At 73.2% G+C, this 23,727-nt stretch carries 18 protein-coding genes and 2 pseudogenes; 5 read left to right on the top strand and 15 right to left on the bottom strand.

Annotation, left to right across the window (positions count from 1 at the left end):
• Positions 1 to 56: 56 nt before the first annotated feature.
• The 8 genes from AB0H81_RS14995 to AB0H81_RS14960 all read right to left on the bottom strand — a co-directional run bounded on the left by AB0H81_RS14995 (position 57) and on the right by AB0H81_RS14960 (position 8,150).
• Positions 57 to 644 (bottom strand): ATP/GTP-binding protein, encoded by a 588-nt coding sequence (locus tag AB0H81_RS14995; protein WP_358374278.1) that lies wholly within the window; start codon positions 642 to 644, stop codon positions 57 to 59.
• Positions 625 to 1,002: a DUF742 domain-containing protein gene (locus tag AB0H81_RS14990; protein ID WP_358374275.1), complete on the bottom strand. Its 378-nt coding sequence runs from the start codon at positions 1,000 to 1,002 to the stop codon at positions 625 to 627. Before AB0H81_RS14990 ends, AB0H81_RS14995 begins: the two co-directional genes overlap by 20 nt.
• A complete protein-coding gene (locus AB0H81_RS14985; protein ID WP_358374273.1) occupies positions 999 to 1,418 on the bottom strand; it encodes a roadblock/LC7 domain-containing protein in 420 nt (139 codons plus the stop codon). The genes AB0H81_RS14990 and AB0H81_RS14985 overlap by 4 nt, the downstream gene beginning before the upstream one ends.
• Positions 1,415 to 3,778, bottom strand: a complete 2,364-nt coding sequence (locus tag AB0H81_RS14980; protein WP_358374270.1) for a nitrate- and nitrite sensing domain-containing protein — start codon at positions 3,776 to 3,778, stop codon at positions 1,415 to 1,417. Before AB0H81_RS14980 ends, AB0H81_RS14985 begins: the two co-directional genes overlap by 4 nt.
• A gap of 331 nt (positions 3,779 to 4,109) precedes the next feature.
• Entirely contained in the window at positions 4,110 to 5,600 is a 1,491-nt protein-coding gene (locus tag AB0H81_RS14975; protein WP_358374267.1) for a cytochrome P450, read from the bottom strand.
• A gap of 180 nt (positions 5,601 to 5,780) precedes the next feature.
• Complete coding sequence (locus tag AB0H81_RS14970; RefSeq protein ID WP_358374375.1) at positions 5,781 to 6,671, bottom strand: aldo/keto reductase; 891 nt, start codon at positions 6,669 to 6,671, stop codon at positions 5,781 to 5,783.
• A complete protein-coding gene (locus AB0H81_RS14965) occupies positions 6,565 to 7,554 on the bottom strand; it encodes an MFS transporter (RefSeq protein ID WP_358374264.1) in 990 nt (329 codons plus the stop codon). Before AB0H81_RS14965 ends, AB0H81_RS14970 begins: the two co-directional genes overlap by 107 nt.
• Positions 7,551 to 8,150, bottom strand: a complete 600-nt coding sequence (locus AB0H81_RS14960; protein WP_358374261.1) for a helix-turn-helix domain-containing protein — start codon at positions 8,148 to 8,150, stop codon at positions 7,551 to 7,553. Before AB0H81_RS14960 ends, AB0H81_RS14965 begins: the two co-directional genes overlap by 4 nt.
• A gap of 132 nt (positions 8,151 to 8,282) precedes the next feature.
• Between AB0H81_RS14960 and AB0H81_RS14955 the strand changes: the two genes are divergently transcribed.
• Complete coding sequence (locus AB0H81_RS14955; protein ID WP_358374258.1) at positions 8,283 to 8,825, top strand: TetR/AcrR family transcriptional regulator; 543 nt, start codon at positions 8,283 to 8,285, stop codon at positions 8,823 to 8,825.
• A 25-nt stretch (positions 8,826 to 8,850) separates the two neighbouring features.
• Here AB0H81_RS14955 and AB0H81_RS14950 read toward each other — a convergent pair whose 3' ends face one another.
• The 6 genes from AB0H81_RS14950 to AB0H81_RS14925 form a co-directional block, all read right to left on the bottom strand.
• Entirely contained in the window at positions 8,851 to 10,332 is a 1,482-nt protein-coding gene (locus AB0H81_RS14950) for a wax ester/triacylglycerol synthase family O-acyltransferase (RefSeq protein ID WP_358374255.1), read from the bottom strand.
• Positions 10,333 to 10,474: 142 nt separating this feature from the next.
• Entirely contained in the window at positions 10,475 to 11,521 is a 1,047-nt protein-coding gene (locus tag AB0H81_RS14945) for a sulfite oxidase (protein WP_358374252.1), read from the bottom strand.
• Positions 11,522 to 11,924: 403 nt separating this feature from the next.
• A complete protein-coding gene (locus AB0H81_RS14940) occupies positions 11,925 to 13,649 on the bottom strand; it encodes an FAD-dependent monooxygenase (RefSeq protein ID WP_358374250.1) in 1,725 nt (574 codons plus the stop codon).
• Positions 13,650 to 13,877: 228 nt separating this feature from the next.
• The gene (locus AB0H81_RS14935; protein ID WP_358374248.1) at positions 13,878 to 14,840 is read right to left on the bottom strand and encodes an MBL fold metallo-hydrolase; all 963 of its coding nucleotides are present in this window, start codon (positions 14,838 to 14,840) and stop codon (positions 13,878 to 13,880) included.
• Positions 14,841 to 15,050: 210 nt separating this feature from the next.
• Positions 15,051 to 16,733, bottom strand: a complete 1,683-nt coding sequence (gene polX / locus AB0H81_RS14930; protein WP_358374246.1) for a DNA polymerase/3'-5' exonuclease PolX — start codon at positions 16,731 to 16,733, stop codon at positions 15,051 to 15,053.
• A 110-nt stretch (positions 16,734 to 16,843) separates the two neighbouring features.
• Positions 16,844 to 17,812, bottom strand: coding sequence for an aldo/keto reductase (locus AB0H81_RS14925; protein ID WP_358374243.1), 969 nt, complete (start codon positions 17,810 to 17,812; stop codon positions 16,844 to 16,846).
• 191 nt (positions 17,813 to 18,003) lie between these two features.
• Here AB0H81_RS14925 and AB0H81_RS14920 point away from each other — a divergent pair, with 191 nt between their 5' ends.
• The 4 genes and pseudogenes from AB0H81_RS14920 to AB0H81_RS14905 all read left to right on the top strand — a co-directional run.
• Positions 18,004 to 19,218 carry a histidine kinase gene (locus AB0H81_RS14920; protein ID WP_358374240.1) on the top strand — a complete coding sequence of 405 codons (1,215 nt, stop codon included), beginning with the start codon at positions 18,004 to 18,006 and terminating at the stop codon, positions 19,216 to 19,218.
• Positions 19,219 to 19,336: 118 nt separating this feature from the next.
• Complete coding sequence (lanKC, locus tag AB0H81_RS14915) at positions 19,337 to 21,904, top strand: class III lanthionine synthetase LanKC (RefSeq protein ID WP_358374237.1); 2,568 nt, start codon at positions 19,337 to 19,339, stop codon at positions 21,902 to 21,904.
• 3 nt (positions 21,905 to 21,907) lie between these two features.
• Positions 21,908 to 22,039, top strand: coding sequence for a SapB/AmfS family lanthipeptide (locus tag AB0H81_RS14910; RefSeq protein WP_175595241.1), 132 nt, complete (start codon positions 21,908 to 21,910; stop codon positions 22,037 to 22,039).
• A gap of 73 nt (positions 22,040 to 22,112) precedes the next feature.
• Positions 22,113 to 23,579 (top strand): annotated as a pseudogene (locus tag AB0H81_RS14905) (ABC transporter ATP-binding protein); the annotation flags it as partial.
• Positions 23,580 to 23,632: 53 nt separating this feature from the next.
• Here the strand turns inward: AB0H81_RS14905 and AB0H81_RS14900 are convergent.
• Positions 23,633 to 23,727: pseudogene (locus AB0H81_RS14900) on the bottom strand (bacterioferritin); the annotation flags it as partial.

The following is a 23,727-nucleotide window of genomic DNA, read 5'->3' as shown; positions in this document are numbered from 1 at the left end:
GGAAAGGACGGAGGGCCCGGCCGCTCGGCCGGGCCCTCCGCCGTGTACCGGAGCCGTCAGGTGCCGACGGGTTCGGCGCGCAACTGGGCCGAGTGCTTGACCAGCGTGATGAGCACCTCCCGGCTGGAGTCGCGCTTGCGCGCGTCGCACAGCACGATCGGGACGGACGGGTCGAGCTGCAACGCCATCCGCACCTCGTCCAGCTCGAACGTCTGCGCCCCCTCGAAGCAGTTGACCGCCACCACGAACGGCGTGCCGCGCCGCTCGAAGTAGTCCACCGAGGGGAAGCAGTCGGCCAGGCGCCGGGTGTCGGCCAGGATCACCGCGCCCAGCGACCCCTCGGCCAGCTCGTCCCAGACGAACCAGAACCGCTCCTGGCCGGGCGTGCCGAACAGGTACAGGACGTAGTCGTTGGACAGCGTGATGCGGCCGAAGTCCATGGCCACGGTCGTGGTCCGCTTGGCCTCCACCGAGGAGGTGTCGTCGACGCCGATGCCGCGGTCGGTCAGGACCTCCTCGGTCCGCAGCGGCCGGGTCTCGGAGACCGCGCCGACCATTGTCGTCTTGCCGGCGCCGAAGCCTCCGGCGATCAGAATCTTGATCGCCGTGGGAAGGCGCGGGCGCTCAGAGCGACCGAAGACCATCGAGCACCGCCCTGTACATCCTCACGTCACGCATGTCCACCTCGGATTGCGGTTCCTGGGCCGAGACGAGCTCCCTGTCGAAGAGGTCGCCGAGCAGCACGCGGATCGTGCCCGCGGGCAGGTTCAGGTGTGCGGCGATCTCCGCCACCGACTTGGGTTCGCGGCAGAGCCGCAGGATCCGCAGGTGCTCGGGGTCGAGTCCCGCCTCCGGACCCGGCAGGGGGCCCACCGCGAGCGCCATCGAGATCAGGTCGAATTTGCCGTGGGCGGGCCGGGTGCGGCCGCGCGTCACGACGTAGGGCCGGATGATCTCCGGATCGACCCAGTGCTCGTCCGCCGGTTCCTCCGGGGGCGTCACCGCTCGCTCCCGGCGACGGCCTCGCCGGTGCGGGCCGCCGAGGTCAGGTACTGGCCGACGCGCGCCACCAGCATCGCCATCTCGTACGCGACGAGGCCGATGTCGGCGTGCCGCGTGCACAGGACCGCCAGGCAGGCCCGCTCGCCCGCGTTGGTCACGATGAGGAACTGCGACTTCCACTCCACGACCGTCTGCTTGATCGCGCCGCCCTCCACGCGCTCGGAGACGCCCTTGGCCAGGCTCTGCAGCCCGGACGCCACCGCGGACAGGTGCTCGCCGTCGGTCCGCTGGAGCGCCGCGGAGGAGGCCATGAGCAGCCCGTCGGAGGAGAGCACGATGGCGTGCTCGGCCTCGGGGAGGCGCCCGATCAGGTCGTCGAGAAGCCAGTTGAGGTCCGTTCCGGAACTCGGTGTCACGCGTCGCCTCCCGGTCGCTGCTCGCCCATGAGCCGGGCCGCGTCGGACCTGCCCAGGCGGGTGCCCGACTGCAGGGATCCCATCATCGCCCGGATCTCCTCCGGGGAGCGTTCGTCATCGTCGTGCTCCTCCGCCGCCCGCATGGGCGGCGGTTCCTCCTTCAGCGCGGGCGCCAGGTTCGCCTGGGGCACCCGCAGGGGCAGGCCGCCGGGCGTGAACGCCGGCGCCGCCGCGTGCCGTCCTTCCCCCGCCGGAGGCTCGGGCGCCCTGTCCGGCTCTCGTGGTGGCTGCTCCATCTCCGGCCTCCGATGGTTCGGGACCCTGCGTGGACGGCCGAGGTCGGCCGGCTCCCTCGGTTCGGGGAGGTCGGTCAGCTCGTCCGGCTCCAGCGCCAGCGCCCTGCGGGTCGAGGCCACCTTGAGCGTGCGGACGTTCTCCGCGTGCACCGGCCGCGGCGCGGTGGCCAGGCCGCTCTGCCTGCGCGGCAGCGTGGCCGGCAGGTCCTCGGGCGGCTTGGGGGTGTCGTCCGCCTGGACGAGCTCCTGCGGCAGCAGCACCACGACCGTCGTGCCGCCGTACGGGGAGGCCTTGAGCACCACCTGGATGCCGTGGCGCTCGGCCAGGCGGCTGACCACGTAGAGGCCGAGCCGGGCGGTGCCGGTGATGCGGAACTCGGGCGGGTCGGCGATGCGCTCGTTGGCCGCCGCCAGGTCCTCGGGCTTCATGCCCAGGCCCCGGTCCTCGACCTCGATCACGTACCCGTTGGCCACGAGCTGGCCGCTGACCTGGACCGTCGTGTACGGCGGCGAGAACGACACGGCGTTCTCGATCAGCTCGGCGAGCAGGTGGATGACGTCGCCGACGGCCCGGCCGACGAGCACCACGTCGCCCATCGGGGTGGTGGTGACGCGGGTGTAGTCCTCGACCTCCGCCAGGGCGCCGCGGACCACGTCCACCATCGGCACGGACCGCCGCCACGTGCGGGCGGGGGAGGAGCCGGAAAGGACGATGAGGTTCTCGGCGTTGCGCCGCATGCGGATCGCCAGGTGGTCCAGGCGGAAGAGCTCCTTCAGCTCCTCGGGGTCGGTCTCGCGGCGCTCCATCACGTCGAGGACGGTGAGCTGCCGGTGGACCAGGCCCTGCGTGCGGCGGGCCAGGCTGAGCAGGATGTCGCGGATGCTGCGGCGCAGCTCGGCCTGCTCGGCGGCGACCTTCAGCGCGGTCTGCTGCACCGAGTTGAACGCCTGGCCCACCTGGCCGACCTCGTCGTCGCCGAACTTCAGGGCCGGCACCTCGACGTCCACGTTGACGCTCTCGCCGCGGCCGATGCGGTCCACGACGCCGGGCAGCCGCTCGTCGGCCAGCTCGTGCGCCGCGTCGCGCAGCTTCTGCAGCTGGGCGAGAAGCTGGCGGGTCGTGGAGATCGACAGGGCGATCGAGGCGATGACCGCGATGAGGCCGAGGCCGCCGGCCAGGATCAGGCGGATGATGACGCCGATGCTGACGGGCGTGGCCCGCTCGACCACGCGGTCGCCCGCGCCGATGACGAACGTGTTGAACTCCGCGAGCGCGCGGTCCGTGGCCGAGGCCCACTGGTCGGCGCCGAACGGGATGCCGTCGCGGCCCCCGCCGTACTCGGCGACCAGGGTCTCCAGGTTGTGCAGGCGGACGATCCCGTTGCTCAGCATGAGCGCGTCGTAGCCGGGACGCTCGGAGTCGGGCAGGTCGATGGCGGCCTGCTCGGTCATGACGTGCCAGGCGCCCACCGTCTCGATGAACTTCGTCTTCTCCTCGACGCTCAGGCGGCCCTGGGCGATCGCGCCGGCCAGCATCGCGTCCTCGCGGGAGAGCAGCTCGCGCGCCTTGCTGAGCATCGCCAGCGTGCGGACGTCCTTGGCGATGCCCTGGTCGTCGACCGCGCCGATGAGGCTGAACATGCCGTAGAAGGAGTCGATGAGCTCGTCGTACGTGGTGGCGGCCTGGGCGCGGGTGAGCTGGCCGGCGTCCACGGTCTGCCGGATGGTGTCGAGGCCCTCCAGCCGCTTGAACGTTTTAGCGAGACGGTCGACGCCGTCGTCGTCCAGGGCCCAGTTGACGATCCACGCCTTCGCGGCGGTCGTGAAGGTGGCCCGCGCGCGGTCGGCCGCCTCGCGCTGCGTCTTGAGCTCCTGACGGGTGCGCGAGGAGGGGTTGCCGAGACGGATCATCGTCATCCGGCGCTCACGCTGCAGCTCCACCAGCAGCGGCTCGCTCGGGTCGATCACGCTGGTGTCGATCTGGGACACCCAGAGCAGGTTGACGCCGTCACGCAGCGTGACCCAGGCGGAGAAGACCCAGAGCGCCGTCAGGGAAAGGAGCAACGCCGTGACCTTGGTCCGCAGACGTGAATTGCGGGGGCGCATAGTACCTACCCTGCGAAGTCATTCGAATGGCTGACGACCAGGACGTGCCGTGGCATACCAGCGCTGACAATGTCGGGACCTTAGCAAGGGCCTGATCATGGCTCAAGTTACTCGGGGGATTTGAGCCAACATATCCGTTCTTGTCGGAACTTTTTGTCAATTGTCATTACGTAAGGCTAGGCTGTCGGTGCGTGACCGGCAGGTGACCGGCGCGGACGCGCCGGCGTACTTCGGCATTCGCGACGAGCCGGCCCACAAGCTGCGCAAAGGCGCCGACCAGCTCGGCCGGCTAAGCGCCGCCACCCGCTCCCATCGGCCACATCCAGTCGTGCGCGGCACCCACGCCGATGGCGGGCGCCGCCACGGGGGTCCGCCAGGCGTCGGGCTGGAACTCCTCCTCCCGCCCGGACGGCAGCAGCCGCAGCAGCAGCGTCTCCTTGGGGCGTACGGACGCGCCGGGCACGAGCGTGAAGCGCTGCGGGTTCGTCAGCACCGGCTGGTACCTGCCGAGCAGCCCGGCCACCACGAGCGCCGCCTGAAGGTGGAAGAGCTGCTGCCCCAGGCACTCGTGCGGCCCCGCGCCGAACGGGACGTAGGCGTAGGGGTGCCGCCGCTCGTCACGCTCGGGCGCCCAGCGCTCCGGGTCGAACTCCAGCGGCCGTTCCCAGAATTCCTCCAGCCGGTGGGTCGTGTACGGGCTGACCAGCACCTGCGAGCCCGCCTTGACCGGGACGCCGCCGATCTCCGTGTCGGCCATGACCTGCCGCGGGATGATCCAGCCCGGCGGGTGGACCCGCAGCAGCTCCTGGAGCACCATCCGCAGGTACGGCAGGTCCTGGACGTGGGACGGCCGCACCGGGCCGTCGCCCACGACCCACTCGATCTCGTCGCGCAGCCGCGCGCTCACCTCGGGATGGTCGTGCAGCAGCGTCCACAGCCAGGTCAGCGCCATGGCCGTGGTCTCCGAGGCGGCGCCGTAGATGCTGACCAGGTCGTCGCGCACCTGCCGCGGGCCGGCCGCGCCGTCCTCGCGGATCCGCGCCCGGATCAGCGCGGAGACGACCTCGTCCGGCCGCTCGCCGTCGTCGCCGTCCCGGAGGTCCTGCGCGCGGACCTCCTCGATCAGCGGGTGCACGATGTCGTCGATCCTCTGCGCGGCGGCCAGGAAGGCGCGGTCGCCGGGCGCGCGCATGGAGTACGGCACGAACGGGAACAGCAGGCGGAACCCGATGGACGTCGCGCAGGTGGCGAACTCCGGCCGCAGCCGCTCGCCCGCCTCCCGTGAGATGCGCCCGCCGAACAGCACCTTCATGACGGTCCGGTCGGTGAGTGTGCTCATCAGGTGGGCGGCGTCGACGAGCCGGCCGGTGCGCGCGTCGTGCTCCAGCTCGGCGAGCTGCTCCGCGATCACGTCGGCCATGTCCTCGCCGAGCGAGGCGATGCGCCGGGCGGTGAACAGCGGCTGGAGAATCCTCCGGCTGGACGCCCAGTCCTCGCCGTCGCCGAGGACGCCGCGCCCGGCGGCCCGGCGCGGCGGCCGCCAGAACGTGCCCTCGCGGGCGAAGTTCGACCACTCCGTCTCCAGCACCTGCTGGACGTGGTCGGGATGGGAGACCAGGTACGGCCGGAACGGGCCGATGTCGAGCCGGACGATCCGGCCACCGGCGTCCGTGCCCATGCGGGCCAGCTCGGTGACGGGGTCCCTCATGAGCCGCGGCACGGCCCGGTAGAAGGGAAGGACTTGAGGCTTGGTCACGGTGGGGTCCGCGGCGAGCGGCATGACAGTGCTACCTACCTCTGTCCGGTTATGCGGCTGACGGCTCTCAAGCAACATGCGCCCAGGAAGCGCCCTTTTCTGACTTTGGTAACGAAAGCCCGTCAAGTATCACATGATCATTGTCGCTGATCAAGATGAGGTAACGGTCGCGCGGTTCCGCTGGTCCGTGCCGGGCCGGGCTGCTCAAGGGCGGGAGGCCTCGTCGAGCAGGCGCAGCTCGTCGGCGTCGAGCTTGAGGGCGGCGGCCTCCAGCAGCGGCCGGAGCTGCCCGACGTCGCGGGCGCTGGCGATCGGCGCCGTGACCGTGGGCTGCGCGGCCAGCCAGGCCAGCGCCACCGACGCGGGCTCCACCCCGCGCGCCGACGCCACCCGTACGAGCGCCTCGACGGTGCGCGGGCCGCGCACCGTGCCCAGGTACTCGCGCGCCCGCTCGGCCCTCGGGCTGTCGATCGTGACCCCGGGACGGTACTTGCCGGTCAGGAAGCCGCGCGCGAGCGACGACCACGGCGTGCTGGACAGCCCCTCACGGGCCACCACGTCGCGCAGCTCGCCCTCGTACCCGCGCTCGACCAGGTTGTACTGCTGCTGGAGCGCCACATAGCGGGCCAGGCCCGCGTCGTCGGAGACCTTCAGCGCCTCGGCCAGCCGGTCGGCCTCGTAGTTGGAGGCTCCGATGTGCCGGACCTTGCCCTCGCGCACCAGCGCGTCGAACGCGCCGAGCGTCTCGGCGAGCGGCGTGTCCCGGTCGTCCACGTGCGCCCAGTAGAGGTCGATGTAGTCGGTGCGCATCCGGCGCAGCGACCCCTCGACCGCGGTGCGGACGGTGTGCGGGGCCAGGCCCCGCACGCCCTCCAGCATGCCGACCTTGGTGGCCAGCACGATCGACTCACGGTTGCCGCGCGCCTGCAGCCACTCGCCGATGATCAGCTCGGAGGTGGGCTCGCCGGTGGCCCAGTGAGGATAGACGTCAGCGGTGTCGACGAAGTTGCCGCCGCCCTCGACGTAGGCGTCGAGGACCGCGAACGCGTCCTGCTTGGAGGCGGTCCAGCCGAAGACGTTGGTGCCGAGCGCTATGGGGAAGACGGACAGATCCGTACGGCCTATCACTCTCATCGGCCCAGTATCCCGTCAGCCTCCGAACGCGCCCGAGGCGCCCCCTGTCACGTCCCGCCCGGCCAACGAGCTGCAGCCACTGGGCGAGGAGCAGCAGCGTCCCCGTCATCGCGACCGAGGTGGCCAGCGCCGCCACCGCGAACACCCCCGCGGACAGCGTCACCCCGTCGAATGCGCCCCCGCCCGCGCCGGCGTGCTTGACGGCGTAGACGAGCGCCACCATGCCGGCGAACGACAGGACCGCGCCGGGCACGTCCCAGCGGCCGGGGGCCGGATTCCGGGACTCCGGCAGCAGGAGCAGCCCCGCGACGAGCGCCACGGCCATCACCGGCACGTTGACCAGGAACGCCGCCCGCCAGCTCAGCCGCTCCAACAGCAGCCCGCCCAGCACCGGGCCGAGCGCGCCGCCCACGGCCGCCATGGCCGTCCAGACGCCGAGCGCCGTGGCGCGCTCGCGCGGGTCGGGGAACAGGTGGCGGATCATGGACAATGTGGACGGCATGATCATCGCGCCGCCCACGCCCAGCAGCGCGCGCACCGCGATGACCGCCTCCGGGCCGTCCGCGGCGAGCACGGCGGCGGACGCGGTCCCGAACACGGCGAACCCGCTCCGCAGCAGCCGCCTGCGCCCCCACCGGTCGCCCAGGGCGCCGAGCGTGACGAGCAGGCCCGCCAGCACGAGCGCGTAGACGTCCACCATCCACAGCACCTGGACCGCGTCCGGCCACAGGTCCTCGGTGATGGCGGGCAGCGCCACGTTGAGCACGGTCATGTCCATGACGACGACCAGCACGCTGACGGACAGCACGGCCAGCCCGGCCCAGCGCCCCCGGGAGCCGGTCATCGGCCCTCCCGCCCGGCTGGTACGGTCCGCTCGCCGGGGTTCCGGGCGGCGGCACCGTCGAAGAACATGCCGAGCAGCAGCCGCGGCACGTCGCGGCGGGCGATGTCGCCGCGCCGCAGGCTCTCCCGGGCGGCCACCGCCAGGCCGAGCACCGCGCTGCTCAGCCAGCGCGCCGGCAGGTCGTCGCGCAGCACTCCCGCGCGCTGGGCGGCGGCCAGGAACGCGACCTCGCGCTCCTCCAGCTCCTCCGAGCGGGGCAGCAGATCGGGGTGTACGGCCATGGCGTGGTCGGCGAGGCCGAACCCGTACTCGTCGGCGATCTCGATCAGGGCGGTCAGCAAAGCGTGGAGGGCGTGTCCGAGCCGCTCCGGGTCGGCGGAGGCCGTCGCCTCGGCGATGCCGGCGCCGGCCTGCGCCTCGGCCCAGCGGTCCAGCGACTGGTGGGCGAGGGCGAGCATGAGGTCCTCGCGCCCGCTGAAGTGCCTGTGCAGGGTGGCCCGGCTGACCCCGGCGGCCTCGGCGATCTGCGCCATGGAGGCGGCGGGGTCGGTGTTCAGGTGCCGGATGGCCGCGCTCATGATCTCGTCCCGGCCCATGGGGGCTCCTCGTCAACCGTGAGACAGTTTTGTCGCATATGATAGATAAATGTCGCAAAGGGTGGGCGCCAGGACGGTCTCGCCGTGACGGGATGGCGGGGCGGAACTGGCGGAGGCTAAGGTTCGGCTGTGGTGAGCGGTGACGCGCGGACGCGCATCCTGGACGCGGCGGAGGAGCTGTTCGCCGGAGGCGGCTACGAGGCCACCCCCACCTCCGTCATCGCCCGGTCGGCTCAGGTGCCGAAGGGGCTGGTCTTCCACTACTTCCCGCACAAGATCGACGTGCTCGTCGCGCTGGTCGACGAGCGGACGCTCGTGGAGGTGGACCGCGACGTCGACGCCGTTCCCGGCGACCCGGCCGGCACGCTCTCCCGGCTGGCACGACGGCTGCCGCTGCGGGCCTCGCCGGCGATGCGGCGCATCCTGTTCCGCGAGGCCGACACCCACGGCTCCGTACGTGAACGGCTCGGCCGCCTGAACGGGGAGCTGATCCGGCGGGCCAGGTTCGCCCTGGAGCTGGCCCTGCCGGGGGCCCGGGGCGACGCCGCGCGGCTGGAGGTGGCGGCGGCCACGTTCGCCGCCGTCCTGCTCTACCAGGAGACCCTCTGCCAGCTCACCGGCCACCAGCTCGACCCCGACGCCGTCGCCGAGCTCATCGCCCACTCCCTCGCCTAGGAGGTGCCGTACGGCGTGGGCCCGGTCAGGCGCGGTCGAGGTCCAGGAGCTCGTCGAGCGCGGCCCGCAGGTGGCCGAGCAGGCCCCACACGTCGTCCGCCCGCTCCGGGCAGGCCACGAGGCCGAAGTCCAGCATGCCGTCGTACGAGAAGCACGTGATGTTGAGCCCGCCGCTCACGTCGGTCACCACCGACAGCGGGTAGTACGACAGCACCCGGCCCCCGCACAGGTACAGCGGGAACTGCGGGCCCGGCACGTTGCTGATGATGATGTTGACGGGCGGGAAGGCCACCGACGCCAGCCGGAAGAGCGCCGGCGTGGCCAGGGTCGTGATCGGGGCGGGCAGCAGCGAGCACAGGTCCTCAAGCCAGGAGGCCGGCGCGTCGGCGAACCTGCGCTTGGCCGCGCGCATCGCCGCCCCCGTCTCGCGCAGGCGCTCGCGGGCGCCGGCCACGTTCGTGGGGAGCGGGGCGACCATGGCGGAGATCTGGTTGCCCACACCCTGGCGGGCGCCGCCCGTGCGGACCGCGACGGGTACGGCGGCGACCAGCGGCTCGCCGGGCAGCGCGTCCCGCTCGACCAGCCACGCCCGCAGAGCCGAGGCGCACAACGTCATCACCACGTCGTTGACGCTGATGCCGTTCGCCTTGGCCACGCTCTTGACGTCCTTGAGCGGGACCGAGCCGAACGACACGCGCCGCTCGGCGCTGACGGGGCCGTTGAACGGGGTGCACGGGGCGGTCAGCCGCGGCACCTCGGAACGCTCCTGCCGGTCACCGGTCACCAGTCTGGCCGTACGGGCGATCAGGCCGGCGCCGGGCAGCGTGGAGGCCAGCGGGATGGCGTCGAGGTCGGCGGCGGCGCGGACCACGGAGCGCAGGGCGCGGGCGGGCTGCGTGGCGGACCGCACGGCGGCGCCGGCGAGCATCCGCACCAGGTCCGGCCCCTCGTCGGTGCCTGTGCCGTGCTTCTCGCCGGGGGCGCGCAGGGGGACGACCGTGGCGTCGGCCCGCGACGTGCGCGCGCGGCGGTCGCCCGGGGCGAGGTCGAGCAGGGCGGCGAGCGTCTCGGCTCCCGTGACGCCGTCGATGGCCGCGTGGTGCACCTTCGTGTACACCGCCACCAGGCCGCCCGCCAGTCCGCGGATGAGGTGCATCTCCCACAGCGGGTGAGCCCGGTCGAGCCGCCGGGCGTGGATCCGCGCCACTTCCCCGGCCAGGAGCCGCTGGCCGCCCGGCTCCGGCAGCACCGTCTCGAACAGGTGGTTCCCGATGTCGAAGCCGGGATCCGCCGCCCAGTACGGATGGTCGAGGCCGAACGGCACCGGGACGAGCCGGAGGCTGAGGGCGGGGGACAGGTGGGCCCGTTCGAGCAGCAGCTCGGCCAGTGCGTCACGGGTGACCGCGCCGTCCGCCGGGTCGAGGATCGCCAGCCCCGCCACGTGCGCGGTGGTGGTCGCGGACTCGACATTGAGGAACTGCGCGTCGAGTGCGGTCAGCTGGCGCATCTCATCTCCTCATGGTCTCGTGTGGGCAGCGTCACACGGGCCGATTTCGGATGGGTTTCCGCGCGAGTCTTTCAGATGAATTCACCGTACCCGGAGAGGCGAATGGGGAATGTGCAGCTCGCCCGGGATTCGTGACATTTTCCTATCCGGTGACAACATGAATGGGGTGTTGCGCGACGGCGTCGAAGTGGTAGCCGAAGGGGTGACGCGGAGTGATCAGCGGCTGCGTCGCGCCGGTCTCGTCGGTGGCGCGGGCCATGAGGACGTGCCGTCCGGGTGCGCGCGGCGCCCACTGGATGTGCCACGGCAACCAGGCACCGACCAGGCGACGGCCGTGGTGCTCGGCCGGGCGCCAGGTGCGCCCGCCGTCGGCGCTCACCTCCACGCGGGTGATCCGGCCGCGACCCGACCATGACCGGCCGTGCAGGATGTGCGGGACGCCGAAGGGCAGCACGGCGTCCCAGGCGAGCTCGAAAGCGCTCTTGACGGGTTGCGTGGTGATATCGCGGTAGAACAAGGTGTTCCAGGGGGTGAAGATCTCCTCGGTGGCCACCTCGAGATCGCCCAGCCATTTGATCGACGCTATTCCCGCCCATCCCGGGACCACCAGGCGCGCCGGAAATCCATGATCGGGCGGAAGTGGCTCGCCGTTCATCTCGTAGGCGACGATCACGTCGTCCATGGCCTTGCCCACGGGCAGTGGCCGGCGTACCCGGCCGTGGTCCTCGAACGGCGCGTCGAGCCCGCGCGCCACCACGTCCACCGCGTCGGGCCGCACGCCGGCCTGCCGCAGGAGGTACGACAGGGGCACGCCGCGCCAGCGCGCCACGCCGATCGCGCCGAGCCCCCACTGCGCCCCGGGGGCCGGGGCGTGCTGCTGGATGCCGTAGAGGCTTCGGCCGTTGCCGGCGCACTCGATCGCGGCGTCGATCGTCCGCGCGGGCATGGCCAGCAGTTGCCGGTACGTGTACGAGCCGGGACATCGCACGCCGGGGCCGTGGAGGCGCAGCCGCCAGGTGGCGGCGTCGACGAGCGGGGTAGAGGTGTGGTTGCGCACGAAGAACCGGTCGTTGGGGGTGTGGTAGCCCACGCCGGCCATGGCTTCCCAGCGCATCTCGGCGTTGCCGTCGTGCAGGCGGAACAGGTGGTCCGGGAGGGGCTTGACGATCGTGGTCACGGCCTGCTTCACGGGGCACCACCTCCGCAATCTTTATTTCCTACTGGAAAACCATGTAATCATAGTCGTGGGCCCCGATCCATGTGCCGCGAGGAATCGTCACGGCATCGCCCGAGGGGCAGCCGGCCAGTCCCGTCATGGCGAGGGACACCAGGCGCTGCGCCATCTCCGGCCCGACGATCGTGACGTCCGCCCGACGCCTCCCGTGTGGGGAAGCGGCCTCGTGCCCTCTCGAGGAGGCGGGTTGCCGGTGGAGCGTCCCGATTGCCGGCCGCGTCCTCGCCGGGCCGTCCGGCCGCTCTCGACGGGGTGGCTCACCACGGGAGGGGGTCGGACGTTCTCGACGGGGGGTGGCTCACCTCGGGAGGGGTCTGGCGTTCTCGACGGGGGGCTCTCCTCGGGAGGGGCGGGCCGTTCATGACGGGTGGCGGCTCTCCTCGGGAAAGCTCTGGGGGCAGGGCAGGGAGTGGCCGAGGGAGCGGCGGGCGGCGCGTGCCAGGGCGGCCGGGTCGGGGGCGGTGAGGACGGCGGCGATGTGGGCGTCAGGGCGGACGAGCCACGCCTCGCACGGCCTCGCTTCCAGCGCCTTGCGCACGTCGCCGCCCGGGTCGACCTCCTCCAGCGCCACCACCGTGACCGGCGCCCGTACCGCGGCCCGGGCCGCCGCCGCGAGCGGCTCGCGGTCGCAGCCCTCGGTGAACAGGACGAGCAGCCCGTCCCGGCAGAGCTGCCGCAACCTGGTCACCTCCGGCCGTCCCGGGACGGAGACGGGCGCGTCGGGCACGATGACGCCGGGCACCGGGGCGGGCGACTCGCCTCTCGGGGGCCGTCCGGTGAACGTCCGCCCGGGCGCGGGCGTCGTCAGCGGCGAGTCGAGATACCAGAACGGCTCCGCGAACCGCCCCGAATCCACCGCCGCCACCGCCTCCCCGGCATCACTCCCCGCCCCTCCACTGCCCGGGCCCGCCCCTCCGGCGTCCGGGTTCGCGCGTCCGGCGTCCGGGCCCACGCCACCGGGGGCTGGGCCCGCATCACCGGGGGCCGGGCGTGTCCGGGCGGCGCGTTCGAGGATCTCGCGGCGGCGGGCCCGGCCCTCCTCCGTGCGCGGCACCAGGAAACGCATCGTCGCCCCCGTCACCTCCAGGTTCTCCAGCGCCGCCGCCCGCCGTTCCACGTCGTACGTCCCCAGCAATTCCTCCGGCGCCCACCCGCGCCGGACGAACGCGATCTTCCACGCGGCGTTCTCCGCGTCCGGCACCCCCGAGTTCAGCCCCCGGGCCCCGAACGGCGCCACCAGGTGCGCGCAGTCGCCCGCCAGCAGCACCCGACCGACCCGCATCCGCCCCGCCACCCGCGCGTGGAAGCGGTACACGGTCCGCCACACCAGCTCGTACGGCCGCTCGCCCACGATCATCCGGATCCGCCGGTCGAGCCCGCCCGACTCCTCCTCGGCGGCGAGGTCGAAATCCGGCGGCACCTGCCAGTCGATCCGGTACGTCGAGCCCGGGCACGGGTGGATGAGCACCTGTCGGCCGGGGTTCCAGGCGGGGTCGAAGTGGAAACGCCGTTCCCGCTCCCAGCCGGGCAGGTCGGCCCGGATGTCGCAGATGAGGAACCGCTCGTCGAACGTCTCCCCGTCGAACGACACCCCCAGCGCGTCCCGGACGGCGCCGCCGTGGGCGCCGGCGCAGGCGATCGCGTGCGAGCCCCGCACCTCGGCGCCGTTCGCGCACCGCACGGTGACGCCGCCGGGGTCGGCCGGGAACGCGACCGCCTCGTGCCCCCACCGCACGTCGATGAGCGGCGTCGCGGCGATCCGCTCGTCCAGCAGCTCCTCGGTGCGGGCCTGCGAGATGTTCACGAACGGCGGCAGGGGCGAACGGCCCGGGTCGAAGCTCCACGCGAACAGCTCGCGGTCCCGGTAGTAGGTGCGGGCGGTGGTCCAGGTCAGCCCTTCGGCGGTGATGGCGCCGCAACCGGCGGCCTCCCACACGTCGAGCACGTCCCGCTGCTGGCAGATCGACCTCGACCCGGCGGGGACGCGGCCGGGCCGCCCGTCGAGGACGACGACGGGCACCCCCCAGCGGGCCAGCAGCAGCGCCGCGGTCTGCCCCACCGGCCCCGCCCCGATCACGACCACGGGCAGCGACGACGCCTCCGTCGCGCGTGCGTCTTCCCGTGTGGCGTCCGAGGTGAGAGGGGGCGGGGGCGCGGTGGAAGGCCCATCAGGTGGCGCGTTCGCCGCGAAGACGGCGGGTGTCGTGGAAGCGGCGGCGGGTGGGACGTTCGTCCTGGAGGCGGCGGGTGTCGTGGAAGGGGCGGCGGGTGGCGCGGTCTCGGGAAGCGGTTCGGCGTCCGGCATCGTCGCTCAGCCCTGGAGGAGGTCCCAGACCTCGCGGTCGCGGGTCGCCGTCCAGACGCGCGGGCGTTCGACGCCGGACAGCTCGTCCCACAGCCGCGAGACGTCGAACGGCAGGCAGTGCTCGAAGATCGGCCACCCGCCGAACCGGGGCGCGAGCCGCTCGCGCACCGCCTCGAACGCCTGCTTGAGCGTGCCGCCCGCGTCGCGCACCGCGCCCACCTCCCGGATCATGACCTCCAGGAACATCCGGGTCTGCGCGATGGCCGCGTCCACCGCCTCCCGCCCCCGGGCGACCGCGCCGCGACCCCCGACCAGCGTCTCGGCGCCGAGCCCGGCGATCCGGTCGAGCGTGCCGGTGGCCCAGTCGCGGTGGAAGGCGTCGCCTGTGTAGAGGGCGGCCTGGGCCTCCACCAGGTCGCCGGCGAACAGGATGCGCTGCTCCGGCAGCCACGCCACGAGGTCGCCCTCGGTGTGGCCGCGCCCGCAGTGCCACAGCACGAGGTCGCCGCGCCCGCCACCGAGGTCGATCGTGAGCCGTTCGGAGAAGGTCAGCGTCGGCCACGTCAGACCCGGGATGCTGCCGGGCTCCTTGAACAGGCGCGGCATCCGCCCGAACTCGGACTCCCAGTCCTCCTTGCCGCGTTCGGCGATCAGCTCGCGCGTCTTGTCGTGCGCCACGACGACGTCGGCGCCGAACGCGCTCGCGCCCAGCACCCGCACGGCGTGGTAGTGCGACAGCACGAGGTAGCGCACCGGCTTGCGGGTGTGCTCGCGCAGCCGGGCCAGCCACTCGCGCGCCGCCACGGGCGTGGCCAGCGCCTCGAAGCAGACGAGGAAGTCCTCGCCCTCGATCGCTCCGGCGTTGGGGTCGCCCTCGGCGGTGAACGCGTACACGCCGTCCGCGAGCACGTCCAGGGTCTGCCGCTTGTCGGCCAGGTCGGCCGACGAGGCGAACGCCTTCGCCGTCATGCGCCCTCCCGATGCCGAAGGACCGACAGGCCGGCTCTCCCCGCAGGAGGGAGGGCCGGTCGTCTTCACCTTACGCCGCGCTCCTCCCGAACCCCGGGATCCCGGCGCGTCGCCGCGATCCCTCCGGAATCGCGCACTCCGGCCCGTCGTCTCCTCGGCGCCGTCTCCGAGACGCAGCGGGATCACGGAGTCACCGCACACCGGCGGGTGTCAGGGCCGCAGGAACGCCTGGAGCCGCTCCAGCGGCCAGGTGTTGATCACGTCGTCGGTGGTGAGCCAGGCCCGCTGCGCGATGCCGACGCCGAACCGCTGGTGGGCCAGGTGGGGGATGGCGTGGGAATCGCTGTCGATGGAGAACTTCACCCCGTGGTGCTTGGCCAGCCGCACCAGGTCGGCCGGCAGGTCGGAGCGGTCGGGGTAGGAGTCGATCTCCATGACCGTGCCCGTGCGGGCGGCGGCGCGGAAGACGGCGTCCCAGTCGGCGTCGACCGGGTCGCGCTTGCCGATCTTGCGGGTGGTGGGGTGGCCGATGATGTCGACGTACGGGTTCTCGCAGGCGGTGATGAAGCGGCGGGTCATCTCGTCGCGCGGCATGCCGAAGTGGGAGTGGACGGAGGCCACGCAAACGTCGAACTCCCGCAGCACCTCGGCGGGCCAGTCGACCGAACCGTCGGGCGCGATGTTGAGCTCGGTGCCGTGCAGCAGCCGCATGCCCGGGTGGCGCTCCTGGAGCTTGGCCAGCCGCGCGCGCTGCTCCAGCGCCTTGTCGAGCGTCATGCGCTGCATGGCCAGGTCGGGCGCGTGGTCGGTGACCGCGTAGTAGGAGTAGCCGCGCGCCTCGGCGGCGGCCACCATGTCCTCCAGCGAGGCGATGCCGTCGGTGAGGTCGGTGTGGGTGTGCAGGTCGCCCCGCAGGTCTTCGAGGCGCACCAGCTCGGGCAGCTCGCCGCGCAGCGCCGCGCGCACCTCGCCGCCGTCCTCACGCATGGGCGGCGGGACGTACTGCATGCCGAGCGCGGCGTAGATGTCCTCCTCGGTCTCGGCGGCGATCACCCGCTCGCCCTCGAACAGGCCGTACTCCGACAGCTTCCAGCCCTTCTTGACGGCCAGTTCGCGGACCGCGACGTTGTGCTCCTTGGAGCCCGTGAAGTACTGCAGGGCGGCGCCCCACGAGCCCGCGGGCACCACCCGCAGGTCGACCTGGACGCCGGAGGTGGTGCGGACCGACGTCTTCTTGTCGCCCGCCGCGATCACCTCCGCGACGTACGGCTTCGCCCGGAACTCCTCCATGATCGACTCGGGCGCCACGGCGAGGATGTCGATGTCGCCGATCGTGTCCTTCATGCGGCGCAGCGAACCGGCGTAGGCGATCCGCTCGGCCGGCAGCGACGCCATCACCTGCTCGGCCAGCGACATGGCCACGCCGATGTGGACGCGGCGGCCGGCCTGCTCGATCTGCTGGACGCCCTTGGCGAGATTGGCCAGGGTCTTGGCGCCGAGGCCCTTGACGCCGTCGAGCCGGCCCGCCGCGATGGCCTCGCCGAGCGCGCCGGGGGAGTCGATGCCGAAGTCCTCGAACAGCATGATCGCGGTCTTCGGGCCCAGCGAGGGCACCCGCGTCAGCCGCAGCACCCCCTCGGGGACCCGGCCGCGCAGGTCGTCGAGCTGCCGGAAGCTCCCGCGCTGCAGGAACTCCTCCATCTTCTTCGCGATCGCCTCGCCGACGCCCGGGACGGAGCGCACGTCGACCGCCGAGATGTCCTCGGGGAAACCGGCGATGGCCTTGGCGGCCTTCTGGTAGCTGCGCACCCTGAAGGCGTCGCCGCCCGTCAGCGCGAACAGCTCGGCGTACTCCTGCAGCGCCGCCGCCGCTTCCTCGTTAGCACGTGCCATGGCCAAAGCTTAGAAGCCGCCACCGACACTTCCGCCCCGCCCGCACGGCTCCCCGCCCGCCGGGCGAAGGGCCGCGCGAACCTGAGGGAACCGGTCCGGAGCGGACCTGGCTAGAAGCGGACCTCGCGCGGCCGGTACGGCTCGGCGAGGGTGGCGAGCTCCTCCTCCGAGAGGCGCACGTCCACCGCGGCGACCGCGTCGTCCACGTGCCGGTCCTTCGTGGCGCCCACGATCGGCGCCGTGATCGCCGGCTGCTGGAGCACCCAGGCCAGGGCGATCTGCGCGGGAGGCAGGTCGCGCTCCTTGGCGATCCGGGCCACCCGGTCGATGATGAGCTGGTCGTTGTCGGGCTCGTACAGGAAGTCGATGCGGGGGTCCGAGCCGGCCCGCGCGGTGGCGGCGTCCTGGCCGGCGCGGGCCAGCACGCCGCGCGCCAGCGGGCTCCACGGGATGACGCCGACGCCCTGGTCCAGGCAGAGCGGCAGCATCTCCCGCTCCTCCTCGCGGTAGAGCAGGTTGTAGTGGGGCTGCATCGACACGAACCTGGTCCAGCCGTTGACCTCGGCGACGTGCTGGGCCTTGGCGAACTGCCACGCCCACATGGTGGACGCCCCGATGTAGCGGACCTTGCCGGCCTTGACCACGTCGTGCAGCGCCTCCATCGTCTCCTCGACGGGCGTCTCGTCGTCCCAGCGGTGGATCTGGTAGAGGTCCACGTAGTCGGTGCCGAGCCGGCGCAGGGACGCGTCGATCGAGGCGTGGATGTGCTTGCGCGACAGGCCGCGGTCGTTGCGCCCCTTGCCCATGGGGAAGTAGACCTTCGTCGCCAGCACGTAGTCCTCGCGGCTGGGGAAGATCTTGCGCAGCAGGCTGCCGGTGACGACCTCGCTGGCGCCGTCGCTGTAGACGTTCGCGGTGTCGAAGAAGGTCACGCCGGCGTCGGCCGCGCGGCGGACGAGCGGCTCCGCCTGCTCCTCGGGAAGCGTCCACTCCATCTTGGCCGGATCGCCGAAGCTCATCATGCCGAGGCAGATGCGGGAGACCTTCAGGCCGGTAGTGCCGAGTCGCGTGTATTCCATGGGGTCAACCCTATGACGGGCAGTTTTCTGCAGAATTGTGGCCCCGAGGTGTCCGAACCAGGCCATGTCCTTTACACGCGGCGATCAATCGGGTCGATTAGAGGAAGGGGCGGGACCGGGCGTGCGGGGGGCGGGTGTACGGCACAGGAAGCGGGTTCGCGGCCCGAATGCGCTCGGCGGTCGTCACCCCCATGTCCCCGTTGCTGCTGGGCCGGGTCGCGTTGACGGCGGGGCTGGCGGGCGTGACCGCGCCGGTCCAGGCGGCGCTGACGGCGGCCGTGGCGCCGGGCGGGGCGGCGACCGGCGGGGCGGTGACCGGCGGCGCGGTGGGCGGCGGGCCGGGGTGGGCGTTCGCCGGGGTGGCGGTGCTGATGGCGCTGCTGGCCGTGCACGCGCGGTTCCTGTTCGGGGTGCTGGCGCGCCGCGAGGGCGGGTGGTGGCTGGTCGGGGCGCAGGCGTGGCTGACGTACCTGCCGATGCCGTGGTACGGGGCGGCGTGGACGCCGGTGTGCGGGCTCCTGGCGGGCGCGCTGCTCGTCACCGCGTACCGGATCAGGTCGCTGGTGCTGGTGGCCCTCGCGGTGGCGTGCGGCCCGGTGCTGCTGTGGGCGCCGCCGGGCGCGCTGACCCACACCGGCTGGGCGGTGGCGGCGCCGGCGCTGGGGCTGGCCGAGTACGCCGTGGTGACGCTCGCCGGGCGGGCGCACTGGCTGGCCGGCGCCCGTAACGACGTCATCGAACGGGCGGTCGCGCTGGAGCGCCGCCGCTTCACCCGCGACCTGCACGACCTGGTGGGACACCGGCTGGCGGTCCTGGTGCTGAAGGCGCAGCTCGTGGAACGGCTGGTGCAGGAGGGCGATCCCAAGGCGGGGATGGAGGCGGGGGAGACGCTGGAGCTGCTGCGCGTCCTCGCCTCGGACGTGCGCGCCGTCGCCCACGGCGCGGGCCACGCGTCGCTGGAGAGCGAGCTGGCGTCGGCGCGCGCCCTGCTGGAGTCGGTGGGGGTGCGCTGCGACGTACGGGTGTCGTGCCGTGACATGCCGGGGGAGGTGTCCGAGACGCTGGTCCACGTGCTGCGCGAGGGGGTGACGAACATCCTGCGGCACGCGGCGGCCCGGCGCTGCGTGATCCGGCTGGACGAGCAGGACCGGCTGATCCGGTTGTCGATCAGGAACGACGGTGTCCGCCCGGGCAGCCGGCGCCGGGACGGCGATGGCGGGCACGTTCGCCGGGACGGCGATGGTGGACGCGTTCGCCGGGACGGCGACAGTGGGCACGGTCTGGTGAACCTCACGGAGCGGGTCGCGCTGCTGGGCGGGTGGCTGGAGACGGAATTCCGTGGCGGTGAATTCGCTTTCTCGGCTTTCGTTCCGCGAGCCCATCGTGACCGTCTAACCAGCGTTTGATGAGAAACGCACATATGTAATTATATTTCACACAATACAGCGGTTTAACGTGTTACTAGCCGCAAACCCACCCGGAGCGCCAATCTTTACTCCAGACCGCACCGGAAGGGGGCGCAAGATGGACCAGTATGAGCTGTACTGCCTGGCGGACAGCCATTTCTACGACACACTCGGCCGCACCAAGGCCGAGGAGTCGGGCTTCTCCATCCTGCGCCGGCCGCTCCCCGAGGGCTGGGCCCACGAGGTCACCGGCACCTGGTGTTATTACGCCGCCACCGGCCAGCCGCCGCTGCCCCGGCAGGGCTGGAAGATCCACGTCTCCGCCCGCCTCGACGACGCCGAACGGGCCATCGCCGCGGTGTGGGAATATTGTGTCCCCCGCGGAATCGCCTTCAAGTTCCTGCGCGGCCCGGCCGTTCACGTGATGGTCAATTCCAAGGCCGCCTCCCGCGCCTCCAGCGGCAAACTCCTCACCGTCTACCCGCGCGACGAGGCGCAGCTCGAACTCGCCCTCAAGGAACTGCACGAACTGCTGCGCGGTGTCCAGGGCCCGTACGTCCTCAGCGACCTCCGATACGGCGAGGGCCCGCTCTACGTCCGTTACGGCGGCTTCGCCGAGCGGCACTGCCTGTCCGGCGGCGGCGAGCGGGTGCTGGCCGTCGAGGACGGCGACGGCCGGCTCGTGCCCGACGTGCGCGGGGCCACGTTCACCGTGCCGCCGTGGACGACCCTGCCCGCCTTCCTGGAGCCCCACCTGGCCGCCCGCAACGCGGTCACCACGAACGGCCTGCCGTACGAGATCGAGCAGGTCCTGCACTTCTCCAACGGCGGCGGCGTCTACCTGGCCCGCCACCGCACCACCGGCGAGCGGGTGGTCCTGAAGGAGGCGCGCCCGCACGCCGGGCTCGACGCCGCCGGGCGCGACGCCGTCACCCGGCTCGCCCACGAGCGCGACGTGCTGGAGCGCCTGGCCGGCCTCGACGCGGCGCCCGCGCTGCGCGACCACTTCACGCTCGGCGAGCACCACTTCATCGTGACCGAGTTCGTGGACGGCACGCCGCTCCAGCGCCGCCTCGTCCACCGCTACCCCCTGACCCGGGCCACCTGCGGGCCCGAGGACGTCGCCGCGTACACCCGCTGGGCGCTCGCCACGCTCGACCGGGTGGAGGAGGCCGTCGAGGCGCTGCACGCCCGCGGCGTCGTCTTCGGCGACCTGCACCCCGACAACGTGCTGCTCACGGAGGGCGGTCGCGTGGTGCTGATCGACTACGAGGTCGCCACCCTCGTGGGCGACGGCGCGCGCTCCGCGCTGGCGCATCCCGCGTTCGCCGCGCCGCCGGACCGGCAGGGGGTGGACGTCGACCGGTACGCGATGGCATGCCTGCGGTTCGGGTTGTTCGCCCCGCAGTGCACCATCATGCTGCCGCTGCACCGGCCGAAGATCCGGCAGCTCGCCGAGCTGGTCGCCGAGAGCTTCCCGGGGACGGCGGACATGGCCCGCGCCGCCGCGGCCACCATCGCCGGCCCCGAGGCGCCGTCGTCTCCCGCCGCGGACCGGGTGCCCATGCCCGGGCGCGCCCCCTGGCCCGACCTGCGCGACGCGATGTGCCGGGCCATCACCGCCTCCGCCACCCCGGAACGGGACGACCGGCTCTTCCCCGGCGACGTGGCCCAGTTCCGCCCCGGCGGCGGGCTCAACCTCGCCCACGGCGCCGCCGGCGTCCTGTACGCGCTCGCGGTCACCGGCGCCGGCCGGTTCCCCGCGTACGAGGAATGGCTGCGCGAGCGGGCGCTGCGGCCCGCCCAGGGGTCGGGCCTCGGCCTGTACGACGGGCTGCACGGCGTCGCGTACGTCCTCGACCGGCTGGGACGCCGCCAGGACGCGCTCGACCTGGCCTCCGCCTGCTTACGCGAGCGATGGGACGGCCTCGAGTCCGCCCTCTCCTCCGGCCTGTCCGGGATCGGCCTGTGCCTGCTGCACCTCGGCGATCCCGACATGACCAGGGCCGCGCTGCGCGCCGCCGACATCTGCGCCGACCGGCTCGGCGGCCCCGGCGACGTCCCCGAGACCAGCGGCGGCGACCACCCCCGCGCCGGCCTCATGCACGGCTCCAGCGGCCCGGCCCTGCTGTTCCTGCACGCCTACGAGCACACCGGCGACACGGCGCTGCTCGACCTGGCCGCCACCGCGCTGCGGCAGGACCTGCGCCGCTGCGCCACCGCCCAGGACGGCTCGCTCCAGGTGAACCAGGGCTGGCGGCTCCTGCCGTACCTCGACGAGGGATCCGCGGGCATCGCCCTCGTCCTCGCCCGCTACCTCGGGCATCGCGACGACCCTGAGCTCGCCGAGGCGCTGCCCCGGCTGCGGCGGGCCGGCCACGCCGGCTACTACGTCCAGCCCGGGCTGTTCACCGGCCGGGCCGGCATCATCGCCGCGCTCCCCGGCGGCGACCCGCACGCCGGCCGGCTGGTCGACGGGCTGCGCTGGCACGCGCTGCCGTTCGCCGGCGGCCTCGCCCTCCCGGGCGACCAGCTGCTGCGGCTCTCGATGGACTTCGCGACGGGCACCGCGGGTGTCCTGTTCGCGCTCGGCTCGGTGCTGGGTGACCAACCCGTGCACCTGCCCTTCCTGGAGCCGGTCCCGCAAGGGCGGCCCCGTCACCCCGACACGCGGAAGGAGGTGTGAACCATGGTGCTTCTCGACCTGCAGGGCCTCGAGTCCCCGGCGAGCAGCGACGTCGCCAGCGGCGGCTCCACGCTCACCGTTCTGGGCTGCCACTCCGGCGCTCCCAGCAACCTGAGCGTCGCGGTCTGTCACTGACCCGCGACATCGGTGATCCCCGCGCCGCCACTCTCGTCGGCGCGGGGATCCCCGGCATTCCGGGGTGGTTTCGATGAGGGAGGTAGGGGTGCGCGCCGGGGACCGGCTGGTGATGGACGCCGTACGGCGCGGCGGGCCCTGGCCCGTGGTGCTGGCCGTCACGGCCGTCGCCGGGGCCGCCGCCGAGCTGGCCCTGCCGTACGCGGCGGGCCGCACGGTCGACGCCCTCACCGGGGCGTTCCCGGGCGGGGCCTTCGCCGGGTCTCCCTCGGACGGGATCGCCGACGTTCTCACCGGCGCCTTCGCGGGCGGGGCCGGGAGCTGGCTGCTGGCCTGCGTCGCGCTCGTCGCGTGCGTCATGCTGTGCGAGAGCCTCGGCGTGTGGGCGCGCGGCGCGAGCGGCGCCCGCGCGGCGGCCCTGCTCCGGCTCCGGGTCCTGCGCCACGTGCTCGGCGCCGGGCCCGCCGCCACCCGCCGCTTCCCCGAGGGGGAGCTGGCCACCCGGGCCGGGCTCAACGCCGAGGAGGCGGGCCGCGCCCCGGAGACGGTCACCGGCGCGCTCGCGCTGCTCGTGCCGACGGCCGGCGCCCTCGTCGCGCTCACCCTCATCCATCCCGTCCTGACCGTCGCCCTGGCCGCCGGTATCGTCCTCGTCCTGCTGGTGTTGCGCGGGTTCCTCCGTACGACCACGGTGATCGCGGGCGGCTACCAGGAGGCGCAGGGGGAGATCGCCGCCCGGCTCGTCGGCGCGCTGGACGGCGCCCGCACCATCGCGGCGGCGGGCACCGCCGCCCGTGAGAGCGACCGCGTCCTCGCGCCCCTGGAAGGGCTGCGCCGGCACGGCCTGGCCCTGTGGCGGGCCAACGCCTCGGCCGGGGTCCGCGCCGGGCTGGTCGTGCCGCTGGCCGAGGTGGCGGTGCTGATGGCGGGCGGCCTCCTGCTGGCCTCGGGTGAGCTGACGGTGGGGGAGCTGTACGCGGCGGCGAGGTACGCGGTGCTGGGCTCGGCCCTCAGCACCGGGCTCGGACTGGCCGGGGCCCTGGCCCGGGCCCGCTCGGCGGGTGCCCGCCTGGCCGGCCTCCTCGCGATCCCGCGTCCCCGCTACGGCATCCGCGCCCTCCCTTCCAGACCCGCCTCGAACGGGGGGACATCCCTGCCGGGCACGCTGGAGTTCCGGGACGTGGCGGCGCACGGGCTCACGGTCGGGGACCTCGTCATCCCCGGCGGGTCCGTGACGGCGGTCGTGGGACGCTCGGGCTCGGGCAAGTCGCTGCTCGCCGCGCTGGCGGCCCGCCTGGCCGACCCCGAACGCGGGACGATCCTGCTGGACGGCGTGCCGCTGCCCGAGCTGTCGCACGACGAACTGCGGCGCGCGATCGGCTGCGCCTTCGACCGCCCCGTGCTGGTCGGCGACACCATCGGCGACGCCGTCGCCCTCGGCCTCCCGGGCGCGCCTCCGGAGGCCGTCGCGGCGGCGGCCGTGGCGGCCAGGGCCGACGGCTTCGTCGAGCGGCTGCCCCAGGGGTACGCCACCCCGCTCGCCGAGGCGCCCCTGTCCGGCGGCGAACGGCAGCGGATCGGCCTGGCCCGCGCCAGCTGCTCCTCGACGGTCTGCCCGATGTGCAGCGTGCCGAGCCGCTGGTAGTTGGGCAGCCCCTCGAGGAAGAGGATGCGGTCGGTCAGGCGCT

This window comes from Nonomuraea sp. NPDC050691 (assembly GCF_040654455.1).
Taxonomy (GTDB): Bacteria; Actinomycetota; Actinomycetes; order Streptosporangiales; family Streptosporangiaceae; genus Nonomuraea.
Note: the sequence above shows the minus strand (reverse complement) of the source record. Positions and strands in the feature narration are given on the sequence as shown.